The organism is Brasilonema sennae CENA114 (genome assembly GCF_006968745.1).
Lineage (GTDB): Bacteria > Cyanobacteriota > Cyanobacteriia > Cyanobacteriales > Nostocaceae > Brasilonema > Brasilonema sennae.
Genome location: NZ_CP030118.1, coordinates 6,481,722 through 6,504,888 on the forward strand (window position 1 = coordinate 6,481,722; position 23,167 = coordinate 6,504,888).

Sequence of the window (23,167 nt, forward strand, 5' to 3'; positions counted from 1 at the left end):
AAAGTTCGTGTCCTAATCTACCTGGCGACTGCTATACCTCTCGGAGTTGACATCTCCCTGCACCTAAAGGTGCAGGGAGATGTCAAGGATTTAATTTTTAATTGGTTTGACTCATTTTGGAGTTTGCTTACACACACTGAGGCGTTGGGAAAAAACAGGTATCATTAAGGCAATTAGAACGCCATCAGGTCAAAGGCGATATGACATCACGAGCTACACGGGTATATCAGCAAACAGAGGAAATGGGGCAACTATCACTTATGCCCGTGTTTCAAGCCGTGGACAAAAAGCTGATCTTGATAGACAAGTTGCAGTCCTTAAAAACCTCTACCCAGACTCAGAACTTATCACAGACATTGCTTCCGGACTCAACTTCAAAAGACCGGGACTTAAAACCCTTTTGGGACGAGTGCGTGAAGGCAATGTCGGACTTGTTGTGGTTGCCCACAAAGACAGACTCGCTCGTTTTGGGTTTGACCTCATCCAATGGCTCCTACAGCAAGACAACACAAGACTCGTGGTTCTCAACCAAGACAACCTTTCCCCAGAGCGAGAAATGGTTGAGAAACACTATCTTTTCCAAGCCAAAGATTTTTTAATTCTTTCTTAGCTTTGATTGCTTGCACCATCGCATCAAATTGATTGTTGACGAGAAGACGAGACTCCACGGTTTGAGTCATACTAATAATGCTTTGCTTTTTGGCTTCTTGTTGTTGAACAATAGCAACCACGCTAATTACAGTTGTCAACGCCGCTAGAGTCAAACCAACACCAGCGAAGATTCTAGTTCTTGTTAATTGGCGATCGCGCACCCCCACACTAGCATCAATAAACTGATTCGCATCATCATTAAACCCGCCCAAAACTTGATGAAAATTGTCATCCTTCTTCAGTTCTAAAATCTGCTCTAACTTTGAACCACTCCACAGTTCATCTTCTGGTTTCTTAATTTTCCATCGCTTAACATCTTCGTAAAGACGGTTACGCAAAGCAATACCTAGACGATTTTTCTGAATCCAGTCACGTAACTCATCCCAGCAAGTCAGTAGAATTTCGTGGGTAATTTCAATTGTAGAATCAGATTTTTCCAACTTTGAGGAACTAAATAAACCCTTTTTTGAAGAATTCTCCAACAACTCAGCATTACTCACCAACAAATTCTCATTCACCAATTTTAACAACACAGCACGCTCATCATCCCCAAACTCAGATAAAAGCGCCCTTCTGCGAACAGGTTTCCACTGTATACCAAATTCAGCATTGTCACCAATCCCTACCAACTTGAGAAATATTCTCTGTACCGCCAGCTTTTCCGATGACGACAACTCTTTATAAAGATTATCTACGTGCTTTTGCAGCGCACCCGTAACACCGCCGATATTTTGATATGTACTAATATTCAAAGTCCGGTCATTGATACTACCAGTTTTGACTTCTTCTGACCATAATAAATTTAAAGTATACTCCAACAAAGGTAAATAACCCGCTTGTCCCTGAATCGAAGCAATAATTGTATCTACTAATCCTGCTTCAAAAACGACTCCGTGATGCGCTGCTGGTTGTTCGATTGCTAAACGCAACTCGTTTGGCTGCATTTCTACAATCATCGGGCGATGCTTTTGTGTTACTTCCACAAGTTGAGGAAATTCCCTTAATCTTTCAAAAAAATCAGCGCGCATTGTTGCTATAATTTTCACCTTCGGCAACTTAGCTTGACTCAATCTTATCAAACCATTGACAAATTCGTCACGCTTGCTTTCATCGCTGATAGCAAACAATTCTTCAAACTGATCGATAAAAATCAACCAAAAATCATCAGGTTTCTTGAGTTTGTCCACTACCTGAATTAAAGTTTCTGACTTCACCTCGCGAGCCATTATCGCTTCTTTTTGCGAATACTTATTACCAAGCAAACTAGCATAAAAAGACTCAAACGGATCAGCATCTGGGGTAAATGTTAAATTAATAAATGCTGTTCCATACTTTCTTTCTAACCAGGGAATCAAACCCGCCCGCACCACAGAAGATTTTCCGCTACCGCTTGCACCCAAAAGTAAAATTAAATTGGTATGTTCTAATTCATCCACCAAAGTTGTAATAAAATTATCACGACCAAAAAATAACTCTTTATCTCTTGACTCAAATGGTTTTAAACCTTTATAAGGAGAAGTTATAATTAATTCGCGAGCGGTAATCGCCTTCTCAGAAATTTGCAGAATCTCGGTTTGATTAAAAGTGAGTACATTCGCCTCACCCTGCACACTGTATAATGTGCCCTCTACATAATCACCAGAGTTGTTATAATTTCCTGAAAAATTCCCACCTATGTATCCACCTTGAATGCGCTTGTTATCATTGCTATTTCTTACTGATTCTTGATTGTCAGAGTTTTTATTTTCTGTCATAGTCTTATTTAAATAAAGTTATTTAACAGGAAAAAAGTCAATGACCGCATTCAACAAAAGTGTATTATGGCTTAATCACAGAAACCTCGCGGGATGTGGGAAGCTCAGAGTCTTTAGACCTGAGAGGGAAACGGCACGTAGCGCAGCGGTTCCTTTTAGGAACTGGGATTTTAATCCCCGTGGCATTTTCAGAACGAATAACCATAACCGTCTTTTTTATGAATGTGCTTACAGTGCTTGTGACCAATGCCTTGAACTAATCCTTCTTTCGTTGAGACGTTAAAACTACCCGTTGCGCGAGTCGCAATCCTGCCAACGTACACACCGACCTTTTTTCCTGTGGTCACAATTGCTTTTACAATGTCCCCAGTCTGAAAGCCAAAGTGAAACTTAGTTCTTGAACAATGGCGAACAGGGAAACCGTATTTATTAGTACCGCATTGTTGCCGTGTACCGTGTCCATTGGCTGTAATCATTAGCGGTTTGACACCTTTGATATTAAGAATCGGTGTTGAGCGTCCCACACATGCAGCATCTAACCAATGGGATTTTTGAAGATGTTGCCGACTACGGTTAAACTTTGGCTAGAAGCCCAGTGTCTTTAGACCTGGGTTGTTGACCTTTAGTTTTCTGCCAATCATCCAGCGCACCCATAACAAAGCTAGCTGCGGGATGATTCAGAAATTGCTCAAAAGCTGAAACACCACCCGTTTTTAAAGCGCTAAGTATCCTTGCTGCTAAAGTCGGATTATTTTCAACCGCGATTATAGTTTCGTTGGCAATTTGCACCTTTCCAGCAAACGTATCTGTAGAATAACTCTTGGATAATTGTTCTAGTAATTTCTGAATTTCAGCAGCAGATTCAGCCAGATTTTTTTCTTCTCCTGAAGCATTGTAATTCCCCTCAATATAATTACCAGAATTATTATAAGTACCAGAAAAATTCCCTTGTATATAACCGCCTTGAATGCGTTTGTTATCGTTGTTACCACCTGTCATATTTGCTCTTGGCTCCCTTGATTTAAGTGGAAATAAAGTTTTAGACTCATTTCTGATTTGAATTTTAGGTATAAAACACTCTGATCTACTATTGAGGTCAATATTGTTACAACCAAATTCAAAAGCTTCGTTATAATTTCTCCCAGCGCCTAGAGCATCATAAAATGCTTTAGAAAAATGAATAGCAGCTTCATCTGTGATAGCACGTTCCATTCCAACAACACAGTTGATATGCTGGTAAATCGCTTCTGCTTGAGTTTTTGAATAACAAGCATTGAGCAACACACACTCAACTGTTTCTTGGGATAACTTGAAAAAATTACTCAACGACTCCGTACCCACCAATTGCGTGTATCCATTGTTATCCTCCAAAGCGATACCATTAGTTCCATCCCCATGACCAGAAAAATGTACAATTTGTGGAGAGTAATCCAACAGCGCACGACGTAAATCGTCAATCCTTACAGCCAATCTAGGAATAAGTTCAAATTCTTCCCTATTTCTAGAACGCTCCAAAGCTGATTGGATTTCCCGAACCTCCGTATTTAGACGAAGCTGAGTTGTATTAATAGGATTAGCGGATAAAATCAGAATTTTCTTCATACTTCTAACCCCAAAAGAACAAGCGTTTGTAGTGTCACAGAGAATGGTGACTGCATATAAATAGTAGCTATACAAAACTACATATGCAGATAATTAAATTCCAGAGAAATTTTACTCCCTGTGGCATTGGTTATATTGTGCTTGTGCGTTAGCGTAGCTCACCGCAGGTATCGCAATTAAAATTTTTGTTTGACGTGCCAAAATTATGCTCAGAAATTTAGCTTAGTGCTACTTCAAAAAAATAGGTTAGAACTTTATATATTGATATGACACATCTATAGGAATCCGGTTTGACTTGGTGAGACCGGTGCTGCAGGAGGGTTTCCCTCGGTAGGCATCTGGCGAACCCGATAGCCGTAAGGCGTGGCGTTAGCCATAGGGTGAACTAACTCGTTCTGGGACTTTTAAAACAACCTCTAACATCTGCAAAATGTGTTAGTACAAATATGAGCTAAAGATATGCATAAATTGACACAAATAGCCATCAAAATAATTACATTCATCCTCAGTTTTCTCGTTCTTCTCCCTCTTACTGCTTGGGCAAACCCAGTCAAGACTGAACACGTGCAAACACACTTGGTAAGTGAAGTCAATAGTATTCAACCAGGGAAACCGTTTTGGGTAGGGTTACATTTTCAAATAAAACAAGGATGGCATACTTATTGGAAAAACCCTGGTGACTCTGGTGCTGCTCCCAGTATTGCTTGGAAGTTACCGCAGGGATTTTCGGCGGGAGAATTGGTGTATCCTTACCCTGAGAGACTACCTGCTAGTGGGTTGATGAATTTTGGCTACAAAGATGAGGTCATGCTGTTGAGTCAAATTACGACTCCAGGCACTGTGAATACTAAGGAGCCTATTCAACTGACTGCTAGGGCTGATTGGCTGGTATGTGAGAAAGAGTGTATTCCAGAAAATGGTACTTTTAGTCTCAGCTTACCTATCGCAACAGGTACGCCTACAGTTAACACGCGGTGGGCAAAGGAATTTGAGAAAACACGGGCTACTCTACCTCAAGATTCTCCGTGGCAAACTACCGCTCATATTCAGGGAGAAACTCTGATATTAAAAGTTAATGCACCGCAATTACAAGCAAGTCAGATTAAAGAAGTTGCGTTTTTCCCTGATCAAGATGGTATTATCAATAACCCTGCACCCCAGAAAGCCAGCTTTGACAAAGATGGGTTAACTCTTCTACTAGAAAGAGGAAATCGCGGTGAGGTCAACCAAGTAACTGGTATACTCGTACTGCAAGAAGTCCTAGATAGGCAAACTCCAACTCAAGCATTCGCGATCGCAACTCAACTAGGAGCAGCAACAACAACACAACCTGCTACTACAGCTTCTTTACCATTATGGCAGGTTTTAGGATTAGCACTATTGGGTGGAATTGTCCTCAACCTTATGCCTTGTGTTTTCCCCGTGTTATCCCTCAAGGCATTAAACGTTCTCCAAAAATCAAATTTCAGCAAACAGGAAGTCCGTCAGAGAGGAATTGTCTTTACCGCAGGAGTATTAATAAGTTTCCTATTCCTAGCGGTGATACTCCTAGTATTACGTAGTTTTGGACAGCAAATTGGTTGGGGGTTTCAGTTACAGTCACCCGTATTTGTCAGTTTAATGGCGTATTTACTGTTTGCTGTTGGCTTGAGTTTGTCAGGGGTGTTTATCTTTGGTGCTTCCTTAATGGGAATGGGACAAACTTTAGCAGCACGTAACGGTTTGTGGGGTGAATTTTTCACAGGGGTTTTTGCCACAGTCGTCGCTACACCTTGTACCGCACCATTTATGGCAACCGCTATTGGAGTTGCACTCACACAAACACCGATAGTAGCCTTAGCTATTTTTCTAGTCTTAGGTTTTGGTCTAGCTTTACCTTATCTACTCATCAGTTTTCTTCCCGGTTTACAAAAAATCTTACCTCGACCGGGTGCATGGATGGAAACTTTTGCCCAACTTCTTGCCTTCCCAATGTATGCTGCAACCGCTTGGTTAGTGTGGGTATTGTCGCAGCAAGCAGGAAGCGATGGTGTAGCCGCAGTCTTATTTGGGTTGGTACTTATAAGTTTTGCCGTTTGGTTGCATCAAAAAACTCAAATCATTTCCGGTTGGAGACGGCGCTTTGGTAGTATTGCTGCATTGGTAGTACTGGGATTTGCCCTGGCTTTGGCACAATTACCAGGTAGCATAGCTCCCAACGTTGCCAACTCTAACACTCAACAAGCAACTTCAACTTCTCTAAATTGGCAACCTTATACTCCTGAAAGATTAACTCAAGTACGCCAGTCTGGTAAACCTGTATTTGTCAACTTTTCTGCTGCTTGGTGTATTACTTGTCTAGTAAACGAACGCGTCGCTCTTAACCAACCTGAGACAGTAACTGCTTTCCAAGCAAAAGACGTAGCTCTCCTTAAAGCTGACTGGACAAACCGCGACACTGCAATAACCCAAGCACTAGCAGCTTTCGGGCGCAGTGGCGTACCCTTGTACCTATTATACCCAGCTAATTCTGCTACACCGCAGATTTTACCTCAGATTCTTTCTCCCCAAGAGGTGCAACAAAAGGTAAAAAGTTTGTAAATAGTAATTAGCTATTAGCTATTAACAATTCACAATTGAACTCAGAAAAACCATGAAAAATCAACTTATTGCAATTGCACTTTACTCTGCTTTTAGCCTAGCGCTGACTGCTTGCCAAAATCCCTCTACAGTGAGCCAGAATACTCCTAATGTTGCAAGCAATGCGGCTGAAGCTGCTACTCCCGTGCGCGTTGGTTCACCTGCACCAGATTTTACTGCTACTGATAGCAATGGCAAAAGTCACAGACTTAGCGACTTTAAGGGTAAAGTTGTGGTGTTGGAATGGACAAATCATCAATGTCCTTTTGTCCTAAAGCATTACAACAGCAACAATATGCAAAAATTGCAAAAAGAAACTACTGGTAAAGGTGTAGTTTGGTTATCTGTCATCTCGTCAGCTCAAGGACAACAAGGATATGTTACCCCCCAAGAAGCAAATCAATTGACAAAGAGCCGCAATGCTAGCCCTACCGCTGTACTTTTAGATGCTAGTGGTGAAATTGGTCGTCTTTATCAAGCCCGCACTACACCTCATATATTTGTTATTGATAGTAGCGGTGTCTTAAAGTATGCAGGTGCTATTGACGACAAGCCTAGCACGAATGCTGCTGATATCAAATCGGCGAAAAACTATGTCATTCCTGCTGTAGACAGTGTACTCAAAGGACAGAACGTAGCTGATTCCACCACTCAGCCTTACGGTTGCTCTGTAAAATATGGTAGTTAATACCTGCATTATCCTTGGGGTGACGAAATCAATATCAAGGATTTGGTAAGTAGAACCACCAAATTAAACATAAAATGCGTGGTGTCAGAAACCCTGAGCGTAGCCGAAGGGTTTCTAGATGTTACGTTTTTTTATGTTGAGCTACTTAACACTTCTAGATAAAAACAACGACATCACTCACCTCGCCGTCGCCCATCATGAAACCACGACAGGGCTTTGTGATTTATGCTGGGCAAGGAACTTTAGCCAAATCAATCTTTAGAGTCTCGACAATGGGAGCGATCGCCCATGCTGACATGGAACGTTTTCTTGCTGTTGTCAGGCAAATTATCACACAAATAAAGTAGCCATAAGTTATCTCACCCTAACCGCCCGTCCATTTTCACACTTGTACTCTCTGCCATTAACAGTCGCTGTTGTAGTCACCTCATTATCTGGTGAACTGGAGGAACAATTCATTTTCACTTCACCATTCCGAATTTCTGTTGTTTGATTAACTTCTGAAGAGTTGGAGTCACTATAACTTTCATCCTTGGCGCAAGCGGTTGTCATGATCAGCAAGGAAAAAAGTAAGCCAGGTACAATTATTTTATTAAAAAGGCATTTGGGCATTAGACTATTCCTAATTGTTATTATAAATTTCTATTTCTATTCTAAAAACTTTCACAAAGCTATCCCCAAAAAAAACGAAGAAAATCTTTCATTCTTCAGCAATGTTTTTCTATAATGATTTATATTTTTTCTATCCTGGGTATTTTATTTAACAACCTGATAGCAAGGTAAACGACCAATGACAATTCGCGCGTTTGTGACTGGTACTACTGGTTTTGTTGGTGCTAACTTGGCACGCTTGCTGCTTCAAGAAGGCTATGCAGTCCGGGCTTTAGTTCGTCCTAACAGCTCCTTGAACAATTTACAGAATTTAGATGTAGAGGTTGTCAAAGGTGACTTGAACGATCCTGATTTGTACCGGAAAATACAGGGTGCTCAGGTACTTTTTCACGTTGCGGCTCACTATTCCCTTTGGCAAGCTGACCAAGATGTACTATACCAGAATAACGTTTTGGGAACACGCAATGTGTTGGCGGCTGCTCGTCAAGCAGGTGTTGAACGCACCGTTTACACCAGTTCGGTTGCTGCTATTGGGGTTCATGAACTAGGGAAGGTAGTGGATGAAACTCATCAAAGTCCTCTTGAGGAACTAATTGGTCAGTATAAGAAGTCTAAGTATCTAGCTGAGCAGGAAGCAAAACAAGCCGTAAAACAGGGTCAAGATATCGTGATAGTCAATCCAAGCACTCCAATTGGTCCTTGGGATATAAAACCAACTCCCACTGGGGATATCATTCTCCGATTTCTGCGAAGGCAAATGCCTTTCTATTTGAATACGGGTTTGAATTTTATCGATGTGGGCGATGTGGCGAGGGGACACCTATTAGCTTTGGAAAAAGGAAAAACGGGAGAGCGTTATATCTTAGGGAACCAAAACCTTACCCTAAAAGAACTACTAGACCAACTTGCCGAAATAACAGGTTTGAGCGCTCCTCAAAAATCTGTCCCAGCGTGGCTACCCTTGAGTTTAGCTTGGATTGATGAACGAATTCTCGCGCCTTTAGGCAAACCGCCTTCGATTCCTTTAGATGGTGTTCGCATGGCGCATCAACCTATGTATTACGATGCTTCCAAAGCAGTCCGAGAACTAGGTTTACCTCAAACGTCAATCAAAACAGCTTTACAAGACGCCGTAAATTGGTTTGTAGCAGAGAAATACGTTGAGGTAGCATAAAATTAGAGACTTTTGGGATTATTATCATAACGATGCAAAATTGTCATCGGGCATTTTGCTCATGGGTTCAATGCAGACTGCTGCTGGCTAGAGTTTATTTGATAGTGGTGTAGAGGACAATTATGGGAATTCATTTACAACAAGCTATTGAAATAGGTAAGTACATAGTGACTCAACGTGTGTTGGGTCGCAAACGGTTCCCTCTGGTTCTGATGTTGGAACCTTTATTCCGGTGTAATTTGGCTTGTCCAGGTTGTGGCAAAATCCAGCATCCTAAAGAAATACTCAAGCAACACTTAACTCCCGAACAATGCTTTGCTGCAGTGGATGAGTGTGGCGCACCAGTTGTCTCCATTCCTGGAGGCGAACCCCTGCTGCATCCTCAAATTGATCAGATTGTCGAAGGTTTGATTGCACGCAAAAAGTTTATTGTCTTATGTACAAATGGCTTGTTGCTAGAAAAAAGTCTGCACAAGTTTAAACCTTCCCCATATCTGACCTTCAGTGTGCATTTAGACGGGACGAAGGAGTGGCACGATCATTGTGTCGATCGCAAAGGTGTCTTTGATACTGCAATTAGCGCGATTCGTGCGGCAAAAGCAAAAGGATTTCGTGTCGGGACAAACACTACGGTTTTTGACGGTAGTGATCCCAAAGAATTGCAGGACTTGTTTGATTTGCTCACCACCTTGGGTGTTGATGGGATGACGATCTCCCCTGGCTATAGTTACGAATGGGCACCGGATCAAGATCATTTTCTCAAACGCGAACAAACACGGGCACTTTTCCGGCAAATTTTTGCTCCCTACAAAGCAGGCAAGAAAAACTGGGATTTTATTAATAGCCCATTGTTTTTAGATTTTCTCATTGGTGAGAAAGACTACGATTGTACTCCTTGGGGTAGTCCCAGCTATAGTGTTCTTGGTTGGCAAAAGCCTTGTTATCTTCTAAATGAAGGTCACTACAAAACTTTCCAAGAACTATTAGATAAAACCGACTGGAGTCAATACGGTCAGGCTAGTAAAAATCCCAAGTGTGCAGATTGCATGGTACATTGCGGTTATGAACCCACCGCTGCAATGGATGCGATGCAGCCAACAAATATCGGGCGATCGGTTAAGGCGCTTTTGGGTATGGGGAACTAGTGCTGGATCAACCCAAAATTGCCAGGTTAAGGCAAGCAGGGGGGAGACTAAGAATTTTTTCACCTCATCAACCCGTTAAAGTTGCTTTGGTGAAGTACTAGTCTGAGAATACATTTCCCATCAGCCACCACAAATGATTACTCTGTTGGAATTTGCGTTCCTTCTTTTGGACACGCTGTTTTCTGGCGTAGTGGTCATTTGTGGATTTCGGTTAAAGTCCAACATCACAAAAGTTAAAAAATCAATACATTTTATATATTTAACGCAAACAACTGGTGATGATACTATTGACCACGGTGTTTTCTATCCACTAGGAGAAAAAATGAGTAATAAAAATAACCTCCTTCGCAATGTTTTGGTTGGTGCAGGTGTTGCTGCTGTTGGTGCAATTGGAACTAAAGCAGCAGTAGATTATTTTCGTAACCGGGGACAAGAAGAAGTCGTTGATGAAAACCAACCAGATGCTGAACCAACATCTTCAAAAGAAGTTGCTTATGCAACTGTAGAACAAAACTCTGTTCAAGAGTTCCTTGATAGAAGCTTTGGTAATCCTGGTCGTTATGTCCCCAACCGTCCGCCTAAGGTATTTGATTATCAAGGCAAACAATATATGGTGATTTGGGCATACGACAATCAGCAGAAAAAAAATCAAATGTTGGCTTTCATGTATACAGATCAAGGTCGTAAAATGATTGCCAGTGTTGGATATACAAATCAAAAAACTGATTACAATATCAACCTTCAAGGCACACCTTTTGCAGTGGAAGTAAATAATCAGAAACTGACATCTGGGAAGTCAGAAACTGGTGGAACAAGCGAAGTTGACTTTGTTCTAACTGCTGCTTAGTTGATAGTGATTTGATGAGAATATTTTGACTTTTCATGGTGGTTCCAACAACCACCTTTTAATTTAATTTTAGTTAAACACGTCAATCTTAGTGTTCTCGTCCGCCTAGGACTGTAAGTCCCAGGCTAACAGCCTAAGTCCATTAAAATGGACTAACAAATGCATCGCCAAAGCTTGTCTCATGGAAATGAGACGCTAGACAGTTTTTATAGCCAAAATTCTTATTTGTAAGTGCTTGTCTGTGTATGGCTACTTTTGCAGCGATTACTCCCACAGGATAGACGGGAATCAAAGGCTTTCCCCACTAGACCTCTCCAAAAATGGCTATTAAACCAATACCCCACGCTTGCACTAAAAATCATTTTTGGAGAAATCTACTTCCTAAGTAGTGGTTGCTTGCTGAATCGAACCGCCAATGTCGTTGCGAAGACAAATATGTCAGGATCATAAATGTTTATTTCAGGGAATTGGATCAGCTTTGGCAAAATTTCTGGATTGCTAATCTCACCCAAAGCTTCTGCCGCCTTCTTTCTCACGTCCGAGTGTGAGTCATTGAGGGCAGCAATTAAAGTTTCCACTGCTTGAAGTTCATCACTGTCTTGCTCGTCGTATTGGATATAAATTTCTTTCCCATCAGCACCAAGGATTGTTATGATTGTTTCAGACATTTATATCGTTTTTTTACGTATTTTTATTTAGGATATTCTGGAAGCAAAAGATAATATAGCCGTTGCCAGGTAGATTAGCACATGAACTCATGAAAAAATATGGAGATTACGAGACTTTCAAACTTCTTGACGAGTTAAGTATTTCTTCACTGTTAAGCGTTCCCTACGTCCTAATAGAGTTGGCTAGAGCAATAACATAAAAATTAATAAAACTTATTTTTAGTAAGCAAGTTTTTTAAGCCAGTCTACCGTTAGACGGAAATGTAGAACTTCACTCTCAAGAAAGAGCAATTCAAGTAGTGTTATTCGGTACATTTTTGTCAATAGAATAAATTTTTGCAAAAGTATGGCGCGAATCTAATGTAAAAACGCGCTAGGCAAGGGCGTATATTGATCTATGTTGCCTTGAAATTTTTGCAAGGCGTTTTATCTAAGTCACGCAGGAGAGGAATAGTATGGACTCGTCAAAAAACACTGAAGAATCAGCAAAGAACACTGCCGAATCAGCAAAGGAAACTGCACAATCAGCGAAAGAAACCGCGCAATCAGCAGCCAAGGATACTGCAGAATCTGTAAAAAATACTGCACAATCAGCGAAAGAAACTGCGCAATCAGCAGCCAAGGACACTACAGAATCAGTCAAGCAAACCGCACAATCAGCTAAGGATAATGTTGAATCAGCAGCGAAGAACACTGTTGAATCAGCGAAAAATGCTGTGGATAATCTACTGGGCGATATCATTCCAGAACAGCCACCAATTGAGCCAGTGTCTGATGCTCATGTCCTTAAGTCTCGTCTGGAATGGGGTGAACCTGCTTTGACAATTCTAGACGTGCGCGATCGCAATACCTACAACCAAGGTCACATCATGGGCGCAATGCCTTTTCCAGTTGATACATTGGTAGATCGAGCCAAATCATCTTTGGATAAAGCCCGTGATATCTATGTTTACGGTGATAGCGATGAACAAGCTTCTCAAGCTGCACAATCATTGAAAAGTGCAGGCTTTGAACACGTCTCCCAACTCAAAGGTGGTCTGGCGGCTTGGAAGGAAATTGGCGGTCCTACAGAGGGTATTGTAGAATCACAAACTCCGGCTGGTGCAGATGACTACAATGTTGTTGATCGTTTGAAAGATCACGCAGAAAAACAGCAATAAAGATGTTTACTCATTAGTATGTTTGTCCTTCGTTATTGACTTTTGACCTAACGGTAAAGTCACTTGTTTGCGCCAGCGTTACCTTTAAAGCAGTACTGGCGCAGACAAGGCACAAATGTGATTAATGTTCAAACAAATCCTTGAATTGCAACAAATCCAAAGAAACTATTGTCGGTAAACATCGAAAGCATTCTTCAGCAAGTTCTAAGCGTTCTTCTCGTTTGAGCATATCAACGAGTTTCTGCTGTACACTGACTAGGTAACGTACATCGTTGGCGGCGTAACTCAGTTGTGCATCAGATAAATTAGCAGCGTTTCCCCAGTCAGAACTTTGAGCGCTTTTATCCAACTCCACCCGTTCCAACTCTTGCACTACATCCTTGAGTCCATGACGTTGTGTGTAGGTACGAGCTAACTTACTGGCAATCTTAGTACAGAAAACAGGATTAACGTGAATGCCCAAATTGTAACGCAGCGTGGCAATGTCAAAGCGCGCAAAGTGAAAGACCTTAAGGATATTCGCGGCTTCTAAGAGTTTTTTTAAGTTGGGAGCATCAGTTTGACCTTTTGCAATACGAATTGCACTCACTTTACCTTCACTGTTGCACAGCTGAACCAGACACAGGCGATCGCGTTGTGGTAACAATCCCATTGTTTCGGTATCTACAGCAATAACATCAGCCTGTAGATAGTGGGAGAGTGCATCATCACTAAGGTCGCGATCGCAAACCTGAAAATCTTCCATGAATGAGATTTCGTTTGGTTAAATACCTATATTATCTATATTCATGGCTTCTTGAGGAGCTTCTAACCTCCTCCTATTCCAGGTTATAGAACTTTGACCATTTTGAATAGTGAGCGCTTAAACACTCACTATGAACAGATTTTTATCATTATCTAGTACTACGAAGGAAAATTTGCGTAAGATAAACTTTACCTTGGCTATTAGTCGCCACACCAATTCCAGTCATATTGTAATTACCTTTGATGTTAGCAAGATGTCCGGAACTGTGAAGCCAACCAGTTACAGCTTCCTCAGCGGGATCGCTGTATCCTAAGTTAAAGGCAAGGTTTTCTCCTGCACTTCTACAGCGAATAGGAATAGCACCAACCCTCCTTCTAAATCCCTGATGACTAAACGGAACTTTACCGTTAGCCATGCTTAAACTGTGAAGTCTTGCTTGCCGCGATATTTTGGCATTTAGCACCAGCTTCGGCAAACCCTTAGAAGCTCGATATCGATTAATTTGGTCAAAAACTGACCTTTCTAAATCAGTCGATTTAGCAGTTACAGGTGGCGTCAATCGAGGTGAGGACATTGACAATACCTGCTTCTGGTCTGATTTCTTTGGTAAGGTTTGACCTCGTATGTAAGCGGAAGACATTCCACTAGCAAGGACAAGCGTACTTAAAGCAATGCCAAAAGCAGTTTGTCGTAACATGGAGAATTATGTAGTATGTAAAGTTGTAAGACGCAGAACTTATTTTTTTGTTTCTTCATATACCCGTATACTTGTTTGTATTCAGGAAGTTAGGAAATGATGGCATATCATAACTAGAAGCGTCAAGAGTCTTTCATAACAATCATAAGAGAGCTAAGTTTTTATAAAAATGATACAGAAGTTACCGTATTTCTTTGCATAGCCATCGAGACTGTGACAGCATACATCAAACCACATTCTACGGTATCGCCCTAATCGCTGTTTCTAATCCAGCAACAGCACTCGTGAGGGTTTTAAAGACATACTGAGCGTTAAAACGTCCTTGTATATCAGGAAGTTGAGTTGTTGATTTCAAGCCACAGGGTAGGGGAATCGTAGTCACAGGACAAGCTAAAATAACAGAACGACCATCATTATATAAACTCTTTTTCCTCTTTGTCTCTTGGTTGTGTGCGGTTCATTCAATTTAGTCTTATGTCATCATCAAATCGCAAATCCTCTGAAAACCGTCTTGTCTACCGGGAATTTGGCAACGATAACTCCGCCGCCCTACAAAGACCAATGTCTGCTGCCCTAGAAAGACCAATCGAGGAACTACCCCCTCAACAGCAAAATCTGCGCGTGCAAGCTACTCGCGCCGGACGCAAAGGCAAGACTGTCACTGTCATTACTGGCTTTCAATCCAAACCAGAAACCTTACAAGCCTTACTGAAGCAATTGAAAGCTCAATGCGGTACAGGTGGTACAGTTAAAGACAACGAAATAGAAATTCAAGGCGACCATAAGCAGAAAATACTAGAGATTGTAACCAAGCTAGGTTATAAAGCTAAAATTAGCGGTGGTTAATCTGTTGTGTTTATCGAACTTCAGAAATATGTTGTTTTAGTACAGAAATGTTATGTTGGAAAAATATAAAAATCCTGCTCGTTTTGATATTAATAGGAGGAAACAATGGATTTAGTTAGGTTACTGTGTGCTATTTTTGTTCCGCCTTTAGGAGTATTTTTGCAAGTGGGTTTGGGTACAGACTTCTGGATTAATATACTTTTGACACTTTTTGGTTATATTCCTGGAATTATTCACGCTGTGTGGGTAATTGCTAGAAAATAAAAATAAACTTAACAAAGTGAGAAAAAAAAAAGAACAAAGAAAACTAGATAAATAAGCCAAAAAATTTTGGAAGTGAACATTTAGGTTTGATTGTTTAGGGTGGGCATTGCTCACCCATATTGTTTTTGTTTTGTTGTTAGGAAAAAGTCTTTTTAGTAAACGCTGCGAAAATTCATCAAAGGGTCTTTTCATAAAAGGTATTCGCCCAGTTTCGATAAATTTAACCTATAAAGTGGGTGCAAAACAATGACAGCAAGCTCTCCAAGAAAAGACCTTCACGAAGAGAACCGTTTATCTTGGAATGAAGCTACCAAGGCACATAATAGCCATAAAGGCGATCAAGCTAAGTTTTTTCGGGAGGGGGGAAGCACCCTTTTTCGAGAAGAGAAAGAACTTTTAGGAGATATTACCGGCTTATCCTTGGTTCATCTTCAGTGCAACGCAGGACAAGATACCTTGAGTTTGGCGCGACTTGGTGCTTTTGTGACTGGTGTAGATATAAGTGACGAAGCAATTACCTTTGCTCAAAAACTCTCAGAAGAATCTGGAATTCCAGCTACCTTTCATCGCGCAGATGTATTTGATTGGTTGCAAGAAACAGCAAGGCGAGGCGAGCAATTTGATATTGTCTTCTCGTCTTATGGTGCAGTTTGTTGGATATCTAATCTGAACCTTTGGGCAAAAGGAATTGCAGACGTTCTCAAATCAGGTGGACGCTTTGTTTTGGTCGATTTCCATCCTGTAGCTATGATGTTTGATGTGGATTGGAGTCACAAGTTTTCTTACTTCAGCGAAGGAAAGCATCTGACTTGGGAAGATGGAATAAGTGATTACGTAGCTTCATCCATTGCCATAACGCCCCCCCTGTAATTGAGCAATCATAAAGTGAGCAACGTCTGTGGCTGTGGCACTCATACCAGCGCTGGGAACACTCTTGGCACACGTGAAGGGGCTTTGTATATATGCATTCTTTCTGTAGCTATAGCCCACGGCTAAATCAGGTGCAAGTGCAGTTGGTAAGGGCTGCTGAAAACTGCTGTGGCCCATATCTAATGGCTTGAGGATATTTTGGTTGATGTATTCGGTGAATGAAACTTTAGACAGCACTTCTACCAAGTAGCCTGCTAATGCTATCCCTACATCGCCGTAGACATACAGTTCGCCCGGTTGTCGAACTCGCTTGGGCAGGTTTTTACTCAAAAATTCCTCTAAGGATGGCAGTTGAGACTGACAGCGAGTCGCAGCCCCAATCGACCATCCTACATTAAACCCATCTGTGTGAGTCAACAGATGGGCAGAGGTAATAGGTTTAAACTGATTGTTCTGAGTGTGAAATTGCTTGAGATAGTGGTCAATATCCTCGTTTAAGTTGAGTTTGCCTTGTTCAGCTAGTTGCATTACGGCTGTGGCTGTGAACACTTTGGAAACAGATCCAAGACGGAATAGAGTTTTGTCTGGAATCACAGGTGTTTTCTGCTCTAGATTGGCATAGCCATAGCCTTTAGAGAAGAAGATTTTGCCATCTTTGACTAGAACAAACACTGCACCAGGAATATTCCCATCTTTCAATTGGAGGAAGAATTTATCAGTAAAGGCTTCTAACTCTTTAGGTTCAGTTGGACCTTGCTGCGAAATAGATACAGGTGCAGGGTTGTTTAGTTTGGTCAAGCTTTCCTGGGCAAAGCAGGGAAGTCCAGAAAAAAGAAAAACTAGGATAGACAGAATTGTCAAGCAGATAAGTTTAAAGGGAATACACACTCTTAGTTTCACTGACTACAAGTGTCATAGTGGATACATTTGTACAATAAAATTTTCATGACATTCTCATCAGTACAGGACAAAAAATTCTCAAAATATAACTTTGTTTCTGACCTTAACCAGTCAAGGATAGATTACGTATGTAAAATAAACGAAGTCAGTCTGAAGTTGTTGTGCTGCTTCAGTTATCGGTAAGTAGGAATAACTCATGCAAGACCCTAAACAACAAAGAAACCCTCGTTATTCCATGAACTTGGAACAGAGAAAAACTTGGTATTCTCCTGTCGCTGATGTCTACTATAAAGCAAGAGCACCTTATTCTCAAAAACTGATTAATCGTGCTGTGACTCTAGCTCAACTTTCTTCAGATGCAACGATTCTTGAAGTCGGCTGTGGCCCGGGGAACGCAACAGTCTGTTTTGCTCAATTGGGTTTTTGTATGATTTGTCTTGAGCCAAACCAAGATTTCTATTATTTAGCACAACGCAATTGTGCGCCATATTCAAAAGTTGAGATTTGCAATACTTCATTTGAAGAGTGGGAATTGGAAGCTAAGAAGTTCAACGCTGTTTTGTCAGCCAATGCTTTTCACTGGATACCGCCAGAGATTGGATATTCCAAAGCGGCTGAGGCATTACAAGACAACGGTAGTCTGATCTTGTTATGGAACATGACACCCGAACCTCGATACGAAGTGTACCAAGCCATTGAGGAGGTTTATCAAGCGTATGCTCCTTCACTTGCGCATTATGAAGGTGCAGAAACTCAAGCGGATATTTTGAGAAGTTTTGGACAAAACATTCTGAACTCAGGTTATTTTAGAGATTTGGTGTCTGAGCAGATAGCGTGTGAAGTTACATATAGTATCGATAATTTTCTTAATCTTCTAAGTACTCTGCGATCGCTTGATCCGCAGACAAAGGATTTGCTATTTAAAAGGTTGAGGGAAAAATTGGAGGACTTTGGAGAGAATATTCAACTCTCATATCTCTGTGCGGTTCAGATTGCCCGAAAAGACAGATGATATCAAATCCGGTAGCATCTGAATGATTAAAAAACTGTAGAAGCGCAGAGGCGCAGAGGAAGCACAAGGAGAAATAATTCCGAATCGCTTACAAAAAATGAAGAATTTCACGAACCTTACCCCTACCCTCTTGGATGTTGCACAGAGGATATGGGTGAGGTAAGGGCAGGAATTACAGTAATGAATCCAAAGCTGTTAAGGTAGTTTGCGATTTGCCAAATACTCGTACATCTGCCAGCGTGCATCTACCTCGGCTTGCGCTTCTTCCAACAGGCGCTTGGCAAGGGCAGGTTTACTCTTAGTGAGCATTTTGAAGCGATTCTCTTGGTACATCGACTGATCTACTGATTGCTTGGGCTGACGCATATCCAATTGCAAAGGATTCTTACCCTCTTTGCGTAAGTCAGGATTATATCGATACAGCAACCAACGACCTGCTTCTACCAAAGCTTTCTGATGATTCATTGCTGTAGTCATGTTGATACCATGAGCAATGCAGTGGCTATAGGCAATAATCAGTGATGGTCCGTCATAAGCTTCTGCTTCCAGAAATGCCTTGAGAGTATGTTCATCTCGTGCACCAAGCGCTACACTTGCTACGTAAACATGACCGTATGTCATGGCAATTAGTCCCAAGTCCTTCTTACCTGCTGGCTTGCCACTCGAGGCAAACTTAGCAACTGCTGCTCGTGGAGTTGCTTTGGAAGACTGACCACCCGTGTTAGAATAAACTTCGGTATCCATGACCAAGATGTTGACATTGCGACCACTTGCAATTACATGGTCGATTCCACCAAAGTCGATGTCATATGCCCAACCGTCACCGCCGACGATCCAAACACTTTTCCTAACAAGGTAATCAGCTATTGACTTAAGATTTTGAACCGCTGATGGACGAGGCAGTGCGTTGGGCGCGTTTCCCGACTTGAAGCACCTGCCGTGCTGATGAACGCGGACATTTGTCTGTTTCATCTGCGTGTGTCCGTTTATATCTGCGGTTATAATTTGAGGTCTAAGATTTTGAACCGCCGATGGACGCTTTTGGAGGTTGACATTTGTCTGTTCTGTCTGTGTGTATCCGCGTGCGTCTGCGGTTATAATTTGAGATTTTAAACTTTCGATCGCAAAACTCTCTGCGTTCTGGTGTTCCTGCGTCTTTGCGTTTTGTTCACTCTCCAGCAGCTGATCTAACTTTTGTTTTAGCAACTTAACGTGTTCGCGTTGTTCGTAGATATCTGCTTCGGTTTTTTGCTCTTGGTTAAGGATAGATTGAACGAGGTTATCATCTCCTATTTCATCGCTCAATTTTTGCAGAAGTTCAGTGGCAAATTCGGCGTGCTTATCTAGGGAGAGGCGGAAACCAAAGCCAAATTCAGCGTTGTCTTCAAACAAACTATTAGACCATGCAGGACCTTTTCCTTCGGCGTTCGTTGTCCAAGGAGTTGTCGGTAGGTTTCCACCGTAGATTGAAGAACAACCTGTGGCGTTGGCAATAACTGCGCGATCGCCAAACAATTGTGTCAGCAATTTTAGGTAAGGCGTCTCGCCACAACCACCACAAGCACCAGAAAATTCAAACAATGGTTCTTGCAGTTGTTGTTGGCGAACCTGATGTAATTTCAGTTGCCGACGGTCAGGATTTGGCAGACTTAAGAAGAAATTCCAGTTTTCACGTTCTTGTTCCCGCAAAGGTAACTGCGCTTCCATATAAATTGCTTTGCGTTCTGGCAAAGATTTATTTTTGGCAGGGCAAACATCTACACAGATAGCACATCCTGTACAGTCTTCTGGGGCAACTTGAATCGTAAACTTCTGTCCCGCAAAATCCTTATCTCTAGCGCTGATTGATTTAAAAGTTGTTGGGGCGTTAGTTAATTCACCCGCTTCATAAGCCTTACCCCGAATCACACCATGAGGACAAACGATGACACACTTGCTGCACTGTACGCAGACATCAGGGTCCCAAACAGGAATTTCTTCTGCTACATTGCGTTTTTCCCATTTTGCGGTCCCTGTGGGAAAAGTTCCATCTACAGGGAACGCACTCACGGGCAATTCATCTCCCTGCCATGCCATGATTTTGCCGAGAACTTCTCGCATAAATTCTGGTGGACTAACGGGGAGTGAGGGATAGGGAGATGGAGGAGATGGGGGTGATGGGGGAGGTGGGGGGGGTGGGGGTGATGACGGAGATGGGGATGATGAGGAAGTCATCTGTTTGATCTCTACTTCGACTTTATGCAAATTTTCCAAAGTTCTGTCTACAGCTTCTAAGTTCATGCGGACGACTTCCGCGCCTTTCTTTCCGTAAGTTTTTTCAATGGCTTGCTTGATTTTGGCGATCGCTTCTTCTTGTGGTAAGACGCCTGCTAAGGCAAAAAAGCATACCTGCATGATTGTGTTAATCCGTCCTCCCATCCCACTTTCGCGAGCAACCTGATTCGCATCAATGATATAGAACTTCAGTTGCTTGCGAGTAATTTGCTGTTGTACTTCCACTGGAAGATGTTCCCAAACAGTATCAGCATCATAAGGACTGTTCAGCAGGAATGTTCCTCCAACAACAGCGGCTTTTAGGACATCAATGCGTTCTAAAAAAGTCCACTGATGACAACCAATAAAGTTGGCTTTGTCAATCAGGTAAGTTGAGCGAATTGGTTGTGGACCAAAACGCAGGTGCGACACGGTCATTGAACCAGATTTTTTGGAATCGTAAACAAAGTAACCTTGAGCGTAGTTATCAGTTTGTTCACCAATAATCTTGATTGAGTTTTTGTTTGCGCCGACTGTACCATCGGAACCCAATCCGTAGAACATTGCTCGCACGACGTTATCTGGTTCAATAGAAAAGTCGGCGTCAAATGGTAAAGACGTGTGACTAACGTCGTCGTTAATACCGATGGTAAAGTGATTTTTTGGTTTTGCCTGAGTCAAGCTTTCAAAAACTGCCTGCACCATCGCTGGGGTAAATTCTTTGGAAGAAAGACCGTAACGACCACCGATAATTCTCGGAGTAGAAAGTCTTCCACTCCCCCTTTCTCTATCTAACCACTCCTCGTGAATAGCAGTGACAACATCTAAATAAAGGGGTTCACCTGCACTACCAGGTTCTTTGGTGCGATCTAGGACTGCTATTGCTTTGACACTAGCAGGTAAAACTTCTACAAAGCGTTTGACGTCAAAAGGACGGAATAGCCTAACTTTGACAACACCAACTTTTTTTCCACGGGCAATGAAGTTATCTACGGTTTCATGCACTGTTTCACAGCCGGAACCCATGATCACGATAACTTCTTCAGCATCAGGGGCACCGTGGTATTCAAAGATGCGGTAATATCGTCCTGTGAGTTCCCCGAATTTATCCATTGCTTGTTGGACAATGTCGGGACAAACGTTGTAATAAGGATTAATGCTTTCGCGGGATTGAAAGTAAACATCGGGGTTTTGGGCGGTTCCCCGCAAGACTGGATGATCTGGGGTTAAAGCGCGATCGCGATGAGCAAATACCAGTTCCTCATCAATCAGCGCCTGAAGATCGCTGTCTTCCAGGAGTTGAACTTTTTGAATTTCATGAGAGGTGCGGAAGCCGTCAAAGAAGTGCATAAATGACACTCGTGCCTGAAGGGTGACAGCTTGAGCGATCAGAGCAAAGTCCTGACTTTCCTGTACTGAAGCGGAACACAACAAGGCAAAGCCAGTCGCACGCGCAGCCATCACGTCACTATGATCGCCAAAAATTGACAGGGCGTGGGTTGCCAAAGACCGTGCAGCAACGTGAATAACGGCACTGGTGAGTTCACCTGCTATTTTGTACAGGTTGGGAATCATCAACAGCAATCCCTGGGATGATGTGAAGGTTGTCGTGAGACTACCTGTTTGCAATGCCCCATGCACCGCAGCCGCTGCCCCACCTTCACTCTGCATTGCCACCACTCTTGGAACAGTACCCCATACATTGGGACGTTCTTCACTCGACCAGGTATCTGCCCATTCACCCATTGATGATGAGGGGGTGATAGGATAAATGGCAATCACTTCATTTAGGCGGTAAGCAACACGGGCAACAGCCTCATTTCCATCTATTGTTGCAAAGGTTTTTTTCATGATTTCTCCTCTCCTCTGAGATTGCCGCCTGCTGGAATTGCGGTCATCTATTCCTACCTAGTGATGCAAGTTTCGTTTTCTTCTTGAGCGATTAGTAGTACAGATTATGAGCAGCCGAAGCCGGAGGGTGCAAGATATCAGGTATCAAATACATAATTAGCTGTTACACTGTTTAGCTCACTTCATCGAAATGTAATGAGCCTAAAACTTATGACTTGCTGGAGATAAAATAAACTGTGTAGTTGCTACCCGTGAAGTCATTTTTTAGATCAATATTTTTTCATGCTAAGTTATCTCGTTGACTGACTACATTTCGCTCTTTTTTTGAAGGAACACTAATCTTGCTTTTTTAGTATTGCATCACATCATTTTTGTTTTTTTCTGTTAATTACTGATGTACTCAAACAAAAAAGGCTCGAATCTCTAAGGATTTTAGAAAATTAAGTCTTTTTATGGGGGTATAGGTTCGAGAATTTCATCAGAACTTTTATAGGGCAAATTGGAGTATAATTAATAATACAATTAGGGTATAAAATAAATATTTCATTGAATTCACAATTATCATTACAAGCAGAAATTCTTCTCTCTGACAAAAACCAGTACAACTTGTTTCACTCTACACCTAAGAATCTGATAATTTTCAGTCCTTTGTTGGCTTATCGATGCGTTTTTAGTCTCTTGTGCAATCGCGCCAGGTAAGCCTTCCTCTGGGAGCGTCGCCCGATCACTTCACAGGTGCTGTTGCCAGGAGAGGCGCTCATGACAATTTATCACAATATGAATGAATAAGTTTTGTTAAAGATCCAAAA

At 41.9% G+C, this 23,167-nt stretch carries 21 protein-coding genes and 1 pseudogene; 12 read left to right on the forward strand and 10 right to left on the reverse strand.

All coding sequences use genetic code 11. The features are described 5' to 3' along the window. The first annotated feature begins 106 nt into the window (after nucleotides 1–106). Nucleotides 107–610: an IS607 family transposase gene (locus DP114_RS26940; protein WP_211178263.1), complete on the forward strand. Its 504-nt coding sequence runs from the start codon at nucleotides 107–109 to the stop codon at nucleotides 608–610. On the opposite strand, the gene DP114_RS26945 is transcribed toward DP114_RS26940, so the two are convergent. From DP114_RS26945 to DP114_RS26955, 3 genes and pseudogenes are all read right to left on the reverse strand, one after another. Then, nucleotides 525–2,405, reverse strand: coding sequence for an ATP-binding protein (locus DP114_RS26945; protein WP_171977580.1), 1,881 nt, complete (start codon nucleotides 2,403–2,405; stop codon nucleotides 525–527). The genes DP114_RS26940 and DP114_RS26945 overlap by 86 nt on opposite strands. A gap of 188 nt (nucleotides 2,406–2,593) precedes the next feature. Next, nucleotides 2,594–2,986 (reverse strand): annotated as a pseudogene (locus DP114_RS26950) (RNA-guided endonuclease IscB); the annotation flags it as partial. Further along, nucleotides 2,979–4,007, reverse strand: a complete 1,029-nt coding sequence (locus DP114_RS26955) for a CHAT domain-containing protein (RefSeq protein WP_171977581.1) — start codon at nucleotides 4,005–4,007, stop codon at nucleotides 2,979–2,981. The pseudogene DP114_RS26950 and the gene DP114_RS26955, both read right to left, overlap by 8 nt. Nucleotides 4,008–4,466: 459 nt before the next feature. On the opposite strand from DP114_RS26955, the gene DP114_RS26960 reads away from it, so the two are divergent. The 3 genes from DP114_RS26960 (at nucleotide 4,467) to DP114_RS26970 (ending at nucleotide 7,661) form a co-directional block, all read left to right on the forward strand. Then, nucleotides 4,467–6,587: a protein-disulfide reductase DsbD family protein gene (locus DP114_RS26960; RefSeq protein ID WP_171977582.1), complete on the forward strand. Its 2,121-nt coding sequence runs from the start codon at nucleotides 4,467–4,469 to the stop codon at nucleotides 6,585–6,587. Between the two features lie 52 nt (nucleotides 6,588–6,639). Then, nucleotides 6,640–7,314 carry a thioredoxin family protein gene (locus DP114_RS26965; protein ID WP_171977583.1) on the forward strand — a complete coding sequence of 225 codons (675 nt, stop codon included), beginning with the start codon at nucleotides 6,640–6,642 and terminating at the stop codon, nucleotides 7,312–7,314. Nucleotides 7,315–7,511: 197 nt separating this feature from the next. Beyond that, complete coding sequence (locus DP114_RS26970) at nucleotides 7,512–7,661, forward strand: hypothetical protein (protein ID WP_246162806.1); 150 nt, start codon at nucleotides 7,512–7,514, stop codon at nucleotides 7,659–7,661. A 7-nt stretch (nucleotides 7,662–7,668) separates the two neighbouring features. On the opposite strand, the gene DP114_RS26975 is transcribed toward DP114_RS26970, so the two are convergent. After that, entirely contained in the window at nucleotides 7,669–7,926 is a 258-nt protein-coding gene (locus tag DP114_RS26975) for a hypothetical protein (protein ID WP_171977584.1), read from the reverse strand. A gap of 184 nt (nucleotides 7,927–8,110) precedes the next feature. On the opposite strand from DP114_RS26975, the gene hpnA reads away from it, so the two are divergent. The 3 genes from hpnA (at nucleotide 8,111) to DP114_RS26990 (ending at nucleotide 11,092) form a co-directional block, all read left to right on the forward strand. Continuing rightward, nucleotides 8,111–9,100 (forward strand): hopanoid-associated sugar epimerase, encoded by a 990-nt coding sequence (hpnA, locus tag DP114_RS26980; protein WP_216670040.1) that lies wholly within the window; start codon nucleotides 8,111–8,113, stop codon nucleotides 9,098–9,100. A 122-nt stretch (nucleotides 9,101–9,222) separates the two neighbouring features. After that, nucleotides 9,223–10,245, forward strand: a complete 1,023-nt coding sequence (gene hpnH / locus DP114_RS26985; RefSeq protein WP_171977586.1) for an adenosyl-hopene transferase HpnH — start codon at nucleotides 9,223–9,225, stop codon at nucleotides 10,243–10,245. Between the two features lie 322 nt (nucleotides 10,246–10,567). Next, the gene (locus DP114_RS26990) at nucleotides 10,568–11,092 is read left to right on the forward strand and encodes a hypothetical protein (protein WP_169263228.1); all 525 of its coding nucleotides are present in this window, start codon (nucleotides 10,568–10,570) and stop codon (nucleotides 11,090–11,092) included. Between the two features lie 374 nt (nucleotides 11,093–11,466). Here DP114_RS26990 and DP114_RS26995 read toward each other — a convergent pair whose 3' ends face one another. Next, nucleotides 11,467–11,760 carry a HEAT repeat domain-containing protein gene (locus tag DP114_RS26995; protein WP_171977587.1) on the reverse strand — a complete coding sequence of 98 codons (294 nt, stop codon included), beginning with the start codon at nucleotides 11,758–11,760 and terminating at the stop codon, nucleotides 11,467–11,469. A 716-nt stretch (nucleotides 11,761–12,476) separates the two neighbouring features. Here DP114_RS26995 and DP114_RS35400 point away from each other — a divergent pair. Beyond that, nucleotides 12,477–12,920 (forward strand): rhodanese-like domain-containing protein, encoded by a 444-nt coding sequence (locus tag DP114_RS35400; RefSeq protein ID WP_246163423.1) that lies wholly within the window; start codon nucleotides 12,477–12,479, stop codon nucleotides 12,918–12,920. 121 nt (nucleotides 12,921–13,041) lie between these two features. Here the strand turns inward: DP114_RS35400 and DP114_RS27005 are convergent, their stop codons facing one another. The 3 genes from DP114_RS27005 to DP114_RS27015 all read right to left on the reverse strand — a co-directional run bounded on the left by DP114_RS27005 (nucleotide 13,042) and on the right by DP114_RS27015 (nucleotide 14,744). Further along, nucleotides 13,042–13,665, reverse strand: coding sequence for a ribonuclease H-like domain-containing protein (locus tag DP114_RS27005; RefSeq protein WP_171977588.1), 624 nt, complete (start codon nucleotides 13,663–13,665; stop codon nucleotides 13,042–13,044). A gap of 148 nt (nucleotides 13,666–13,813) precedes the next feature. Beyond that, complete coding sequence (locus tag DP114_RS27010; RefSeq protein WP_171977589.1) at nucleotides 13,814–14,362, reverse strand: CAP domain-containing protein; 549 nt, start codon at nucleotides 14,360–14,362, stop codon at nucleotides 13,814–13,816. Between the two features lie 238 nt (nucleotides 14,363–14,600). Then, entirely contained in the window at nucleotides 14,601–14,744 is a 144-nt protein-coding gene (locus DP114_RS27015; RefSeq protein ID WP_169263232.1) for a hypothetical protein, read from the reverse strand. 92 nt (nucleotides 14,745–14,836) lie between these two features. On the opposite strand from DP114_RS27015, the gene DP114_RS27020 reads away from it, so the two are divergent. The 3 genes from DP114_RS27020 to DP114_RS27030 all read left to right on the forward strand — a co-directional run bounded on the left by DP114_RS27020 (nucleotide 14,837) and on the right by DP114_RS27030 (nucleotide 16,342). Continuing rightward, nucleotides 14,837–15,208: a translation initiation factor gene (locus DP114_RS27020; protein WP_169263233.1), complete on the forward strand. Its 372-nt coding sequence runs from the start codon at nucleotides 14,837–14,839 to the stop codon at nucleotides 15,206–15,208. 105 nt (nucleotides 15,209–15,313) lie between these two features. Continuing rightward, a complete protein-coding gene (locus DP114_RS27025) occupies nucleotides 15,314–15,472 on the forward strand; it encodes a YqaE/Pmp3 family membrane protein (protein WP_169263234.1) in 159 nt (52 codons plus the stop codon). A 246-nt stretch (nucleotides 15,473–15,718) separates the two neighbouring features. Beyond that, nucleotides 15,719–16,342: a class I SAM-dependent methyltransferase gene (locus DP114_RS27030; protein ID WP_246162808.1), complete on the forward strand. Its 624-nt coding sequence runs from the start codon at nucleotides 15,719–15,721 to the stop codon at nucleotides 16,340–16,342. Here the strand turns inward: DP114_RS27030 and DP114_RS27035 are convergent. After that, nucleotides 16,313–17,140 (reverse strand): serine hydrolase domain-containing protein, encoded by an 828-nt coding sequence (locus DP114_RS27035; protein ID WP_171977590.1) that lies wholly within the window; start codon nucleotides 17,138–17,140, stop codon nucleotides 16,313–16,315. The two genes, DP114_RS27030 and DP114_RS27035, sit on opposite strands and share 30 nt — an antisense overlap. A gap of 298 nt (nucleotides 17,141–17,438) precedes the next feature. On the opposite strand from DP114_RS27035, the gene DP114_RS27040 reads away from it, so the two are divergent. Beyond that, nucleotides 17,439–18,254: a class I SAM-dependent methyltransferase gene (locus DP114_RS27040; protein ID WP_171977591.1), complete on the forward strand. Its 816-nt coding sequence runs from the start codon at nucleotides 17,439–17,441 to the stop codon at nucleotides 18,252–18,254. A gap of 195 nt (nucleotides 18,255–18,449) precedes the next feature. Here the strand turns inward: DP114_RS27040 and nifJ are convergent, their stop codons facing one another. After that, nucleotides 18,450–22,358: a pyruvate:ferredoxin (flavodoxin) oxidoreductase gene (gene nifJ, locus DP114_RS27050; RefSeq protein ID WP_246162810.1), complete on the reverse strand. Its 3,909-nt coding sequence runs from the start codon at nucleotides 22,356–22,358 to the stop codon at nucleotides 18,450–18,452. Nucleotides 22,359–23,167 lie beyond the last annotated feature (809 nt).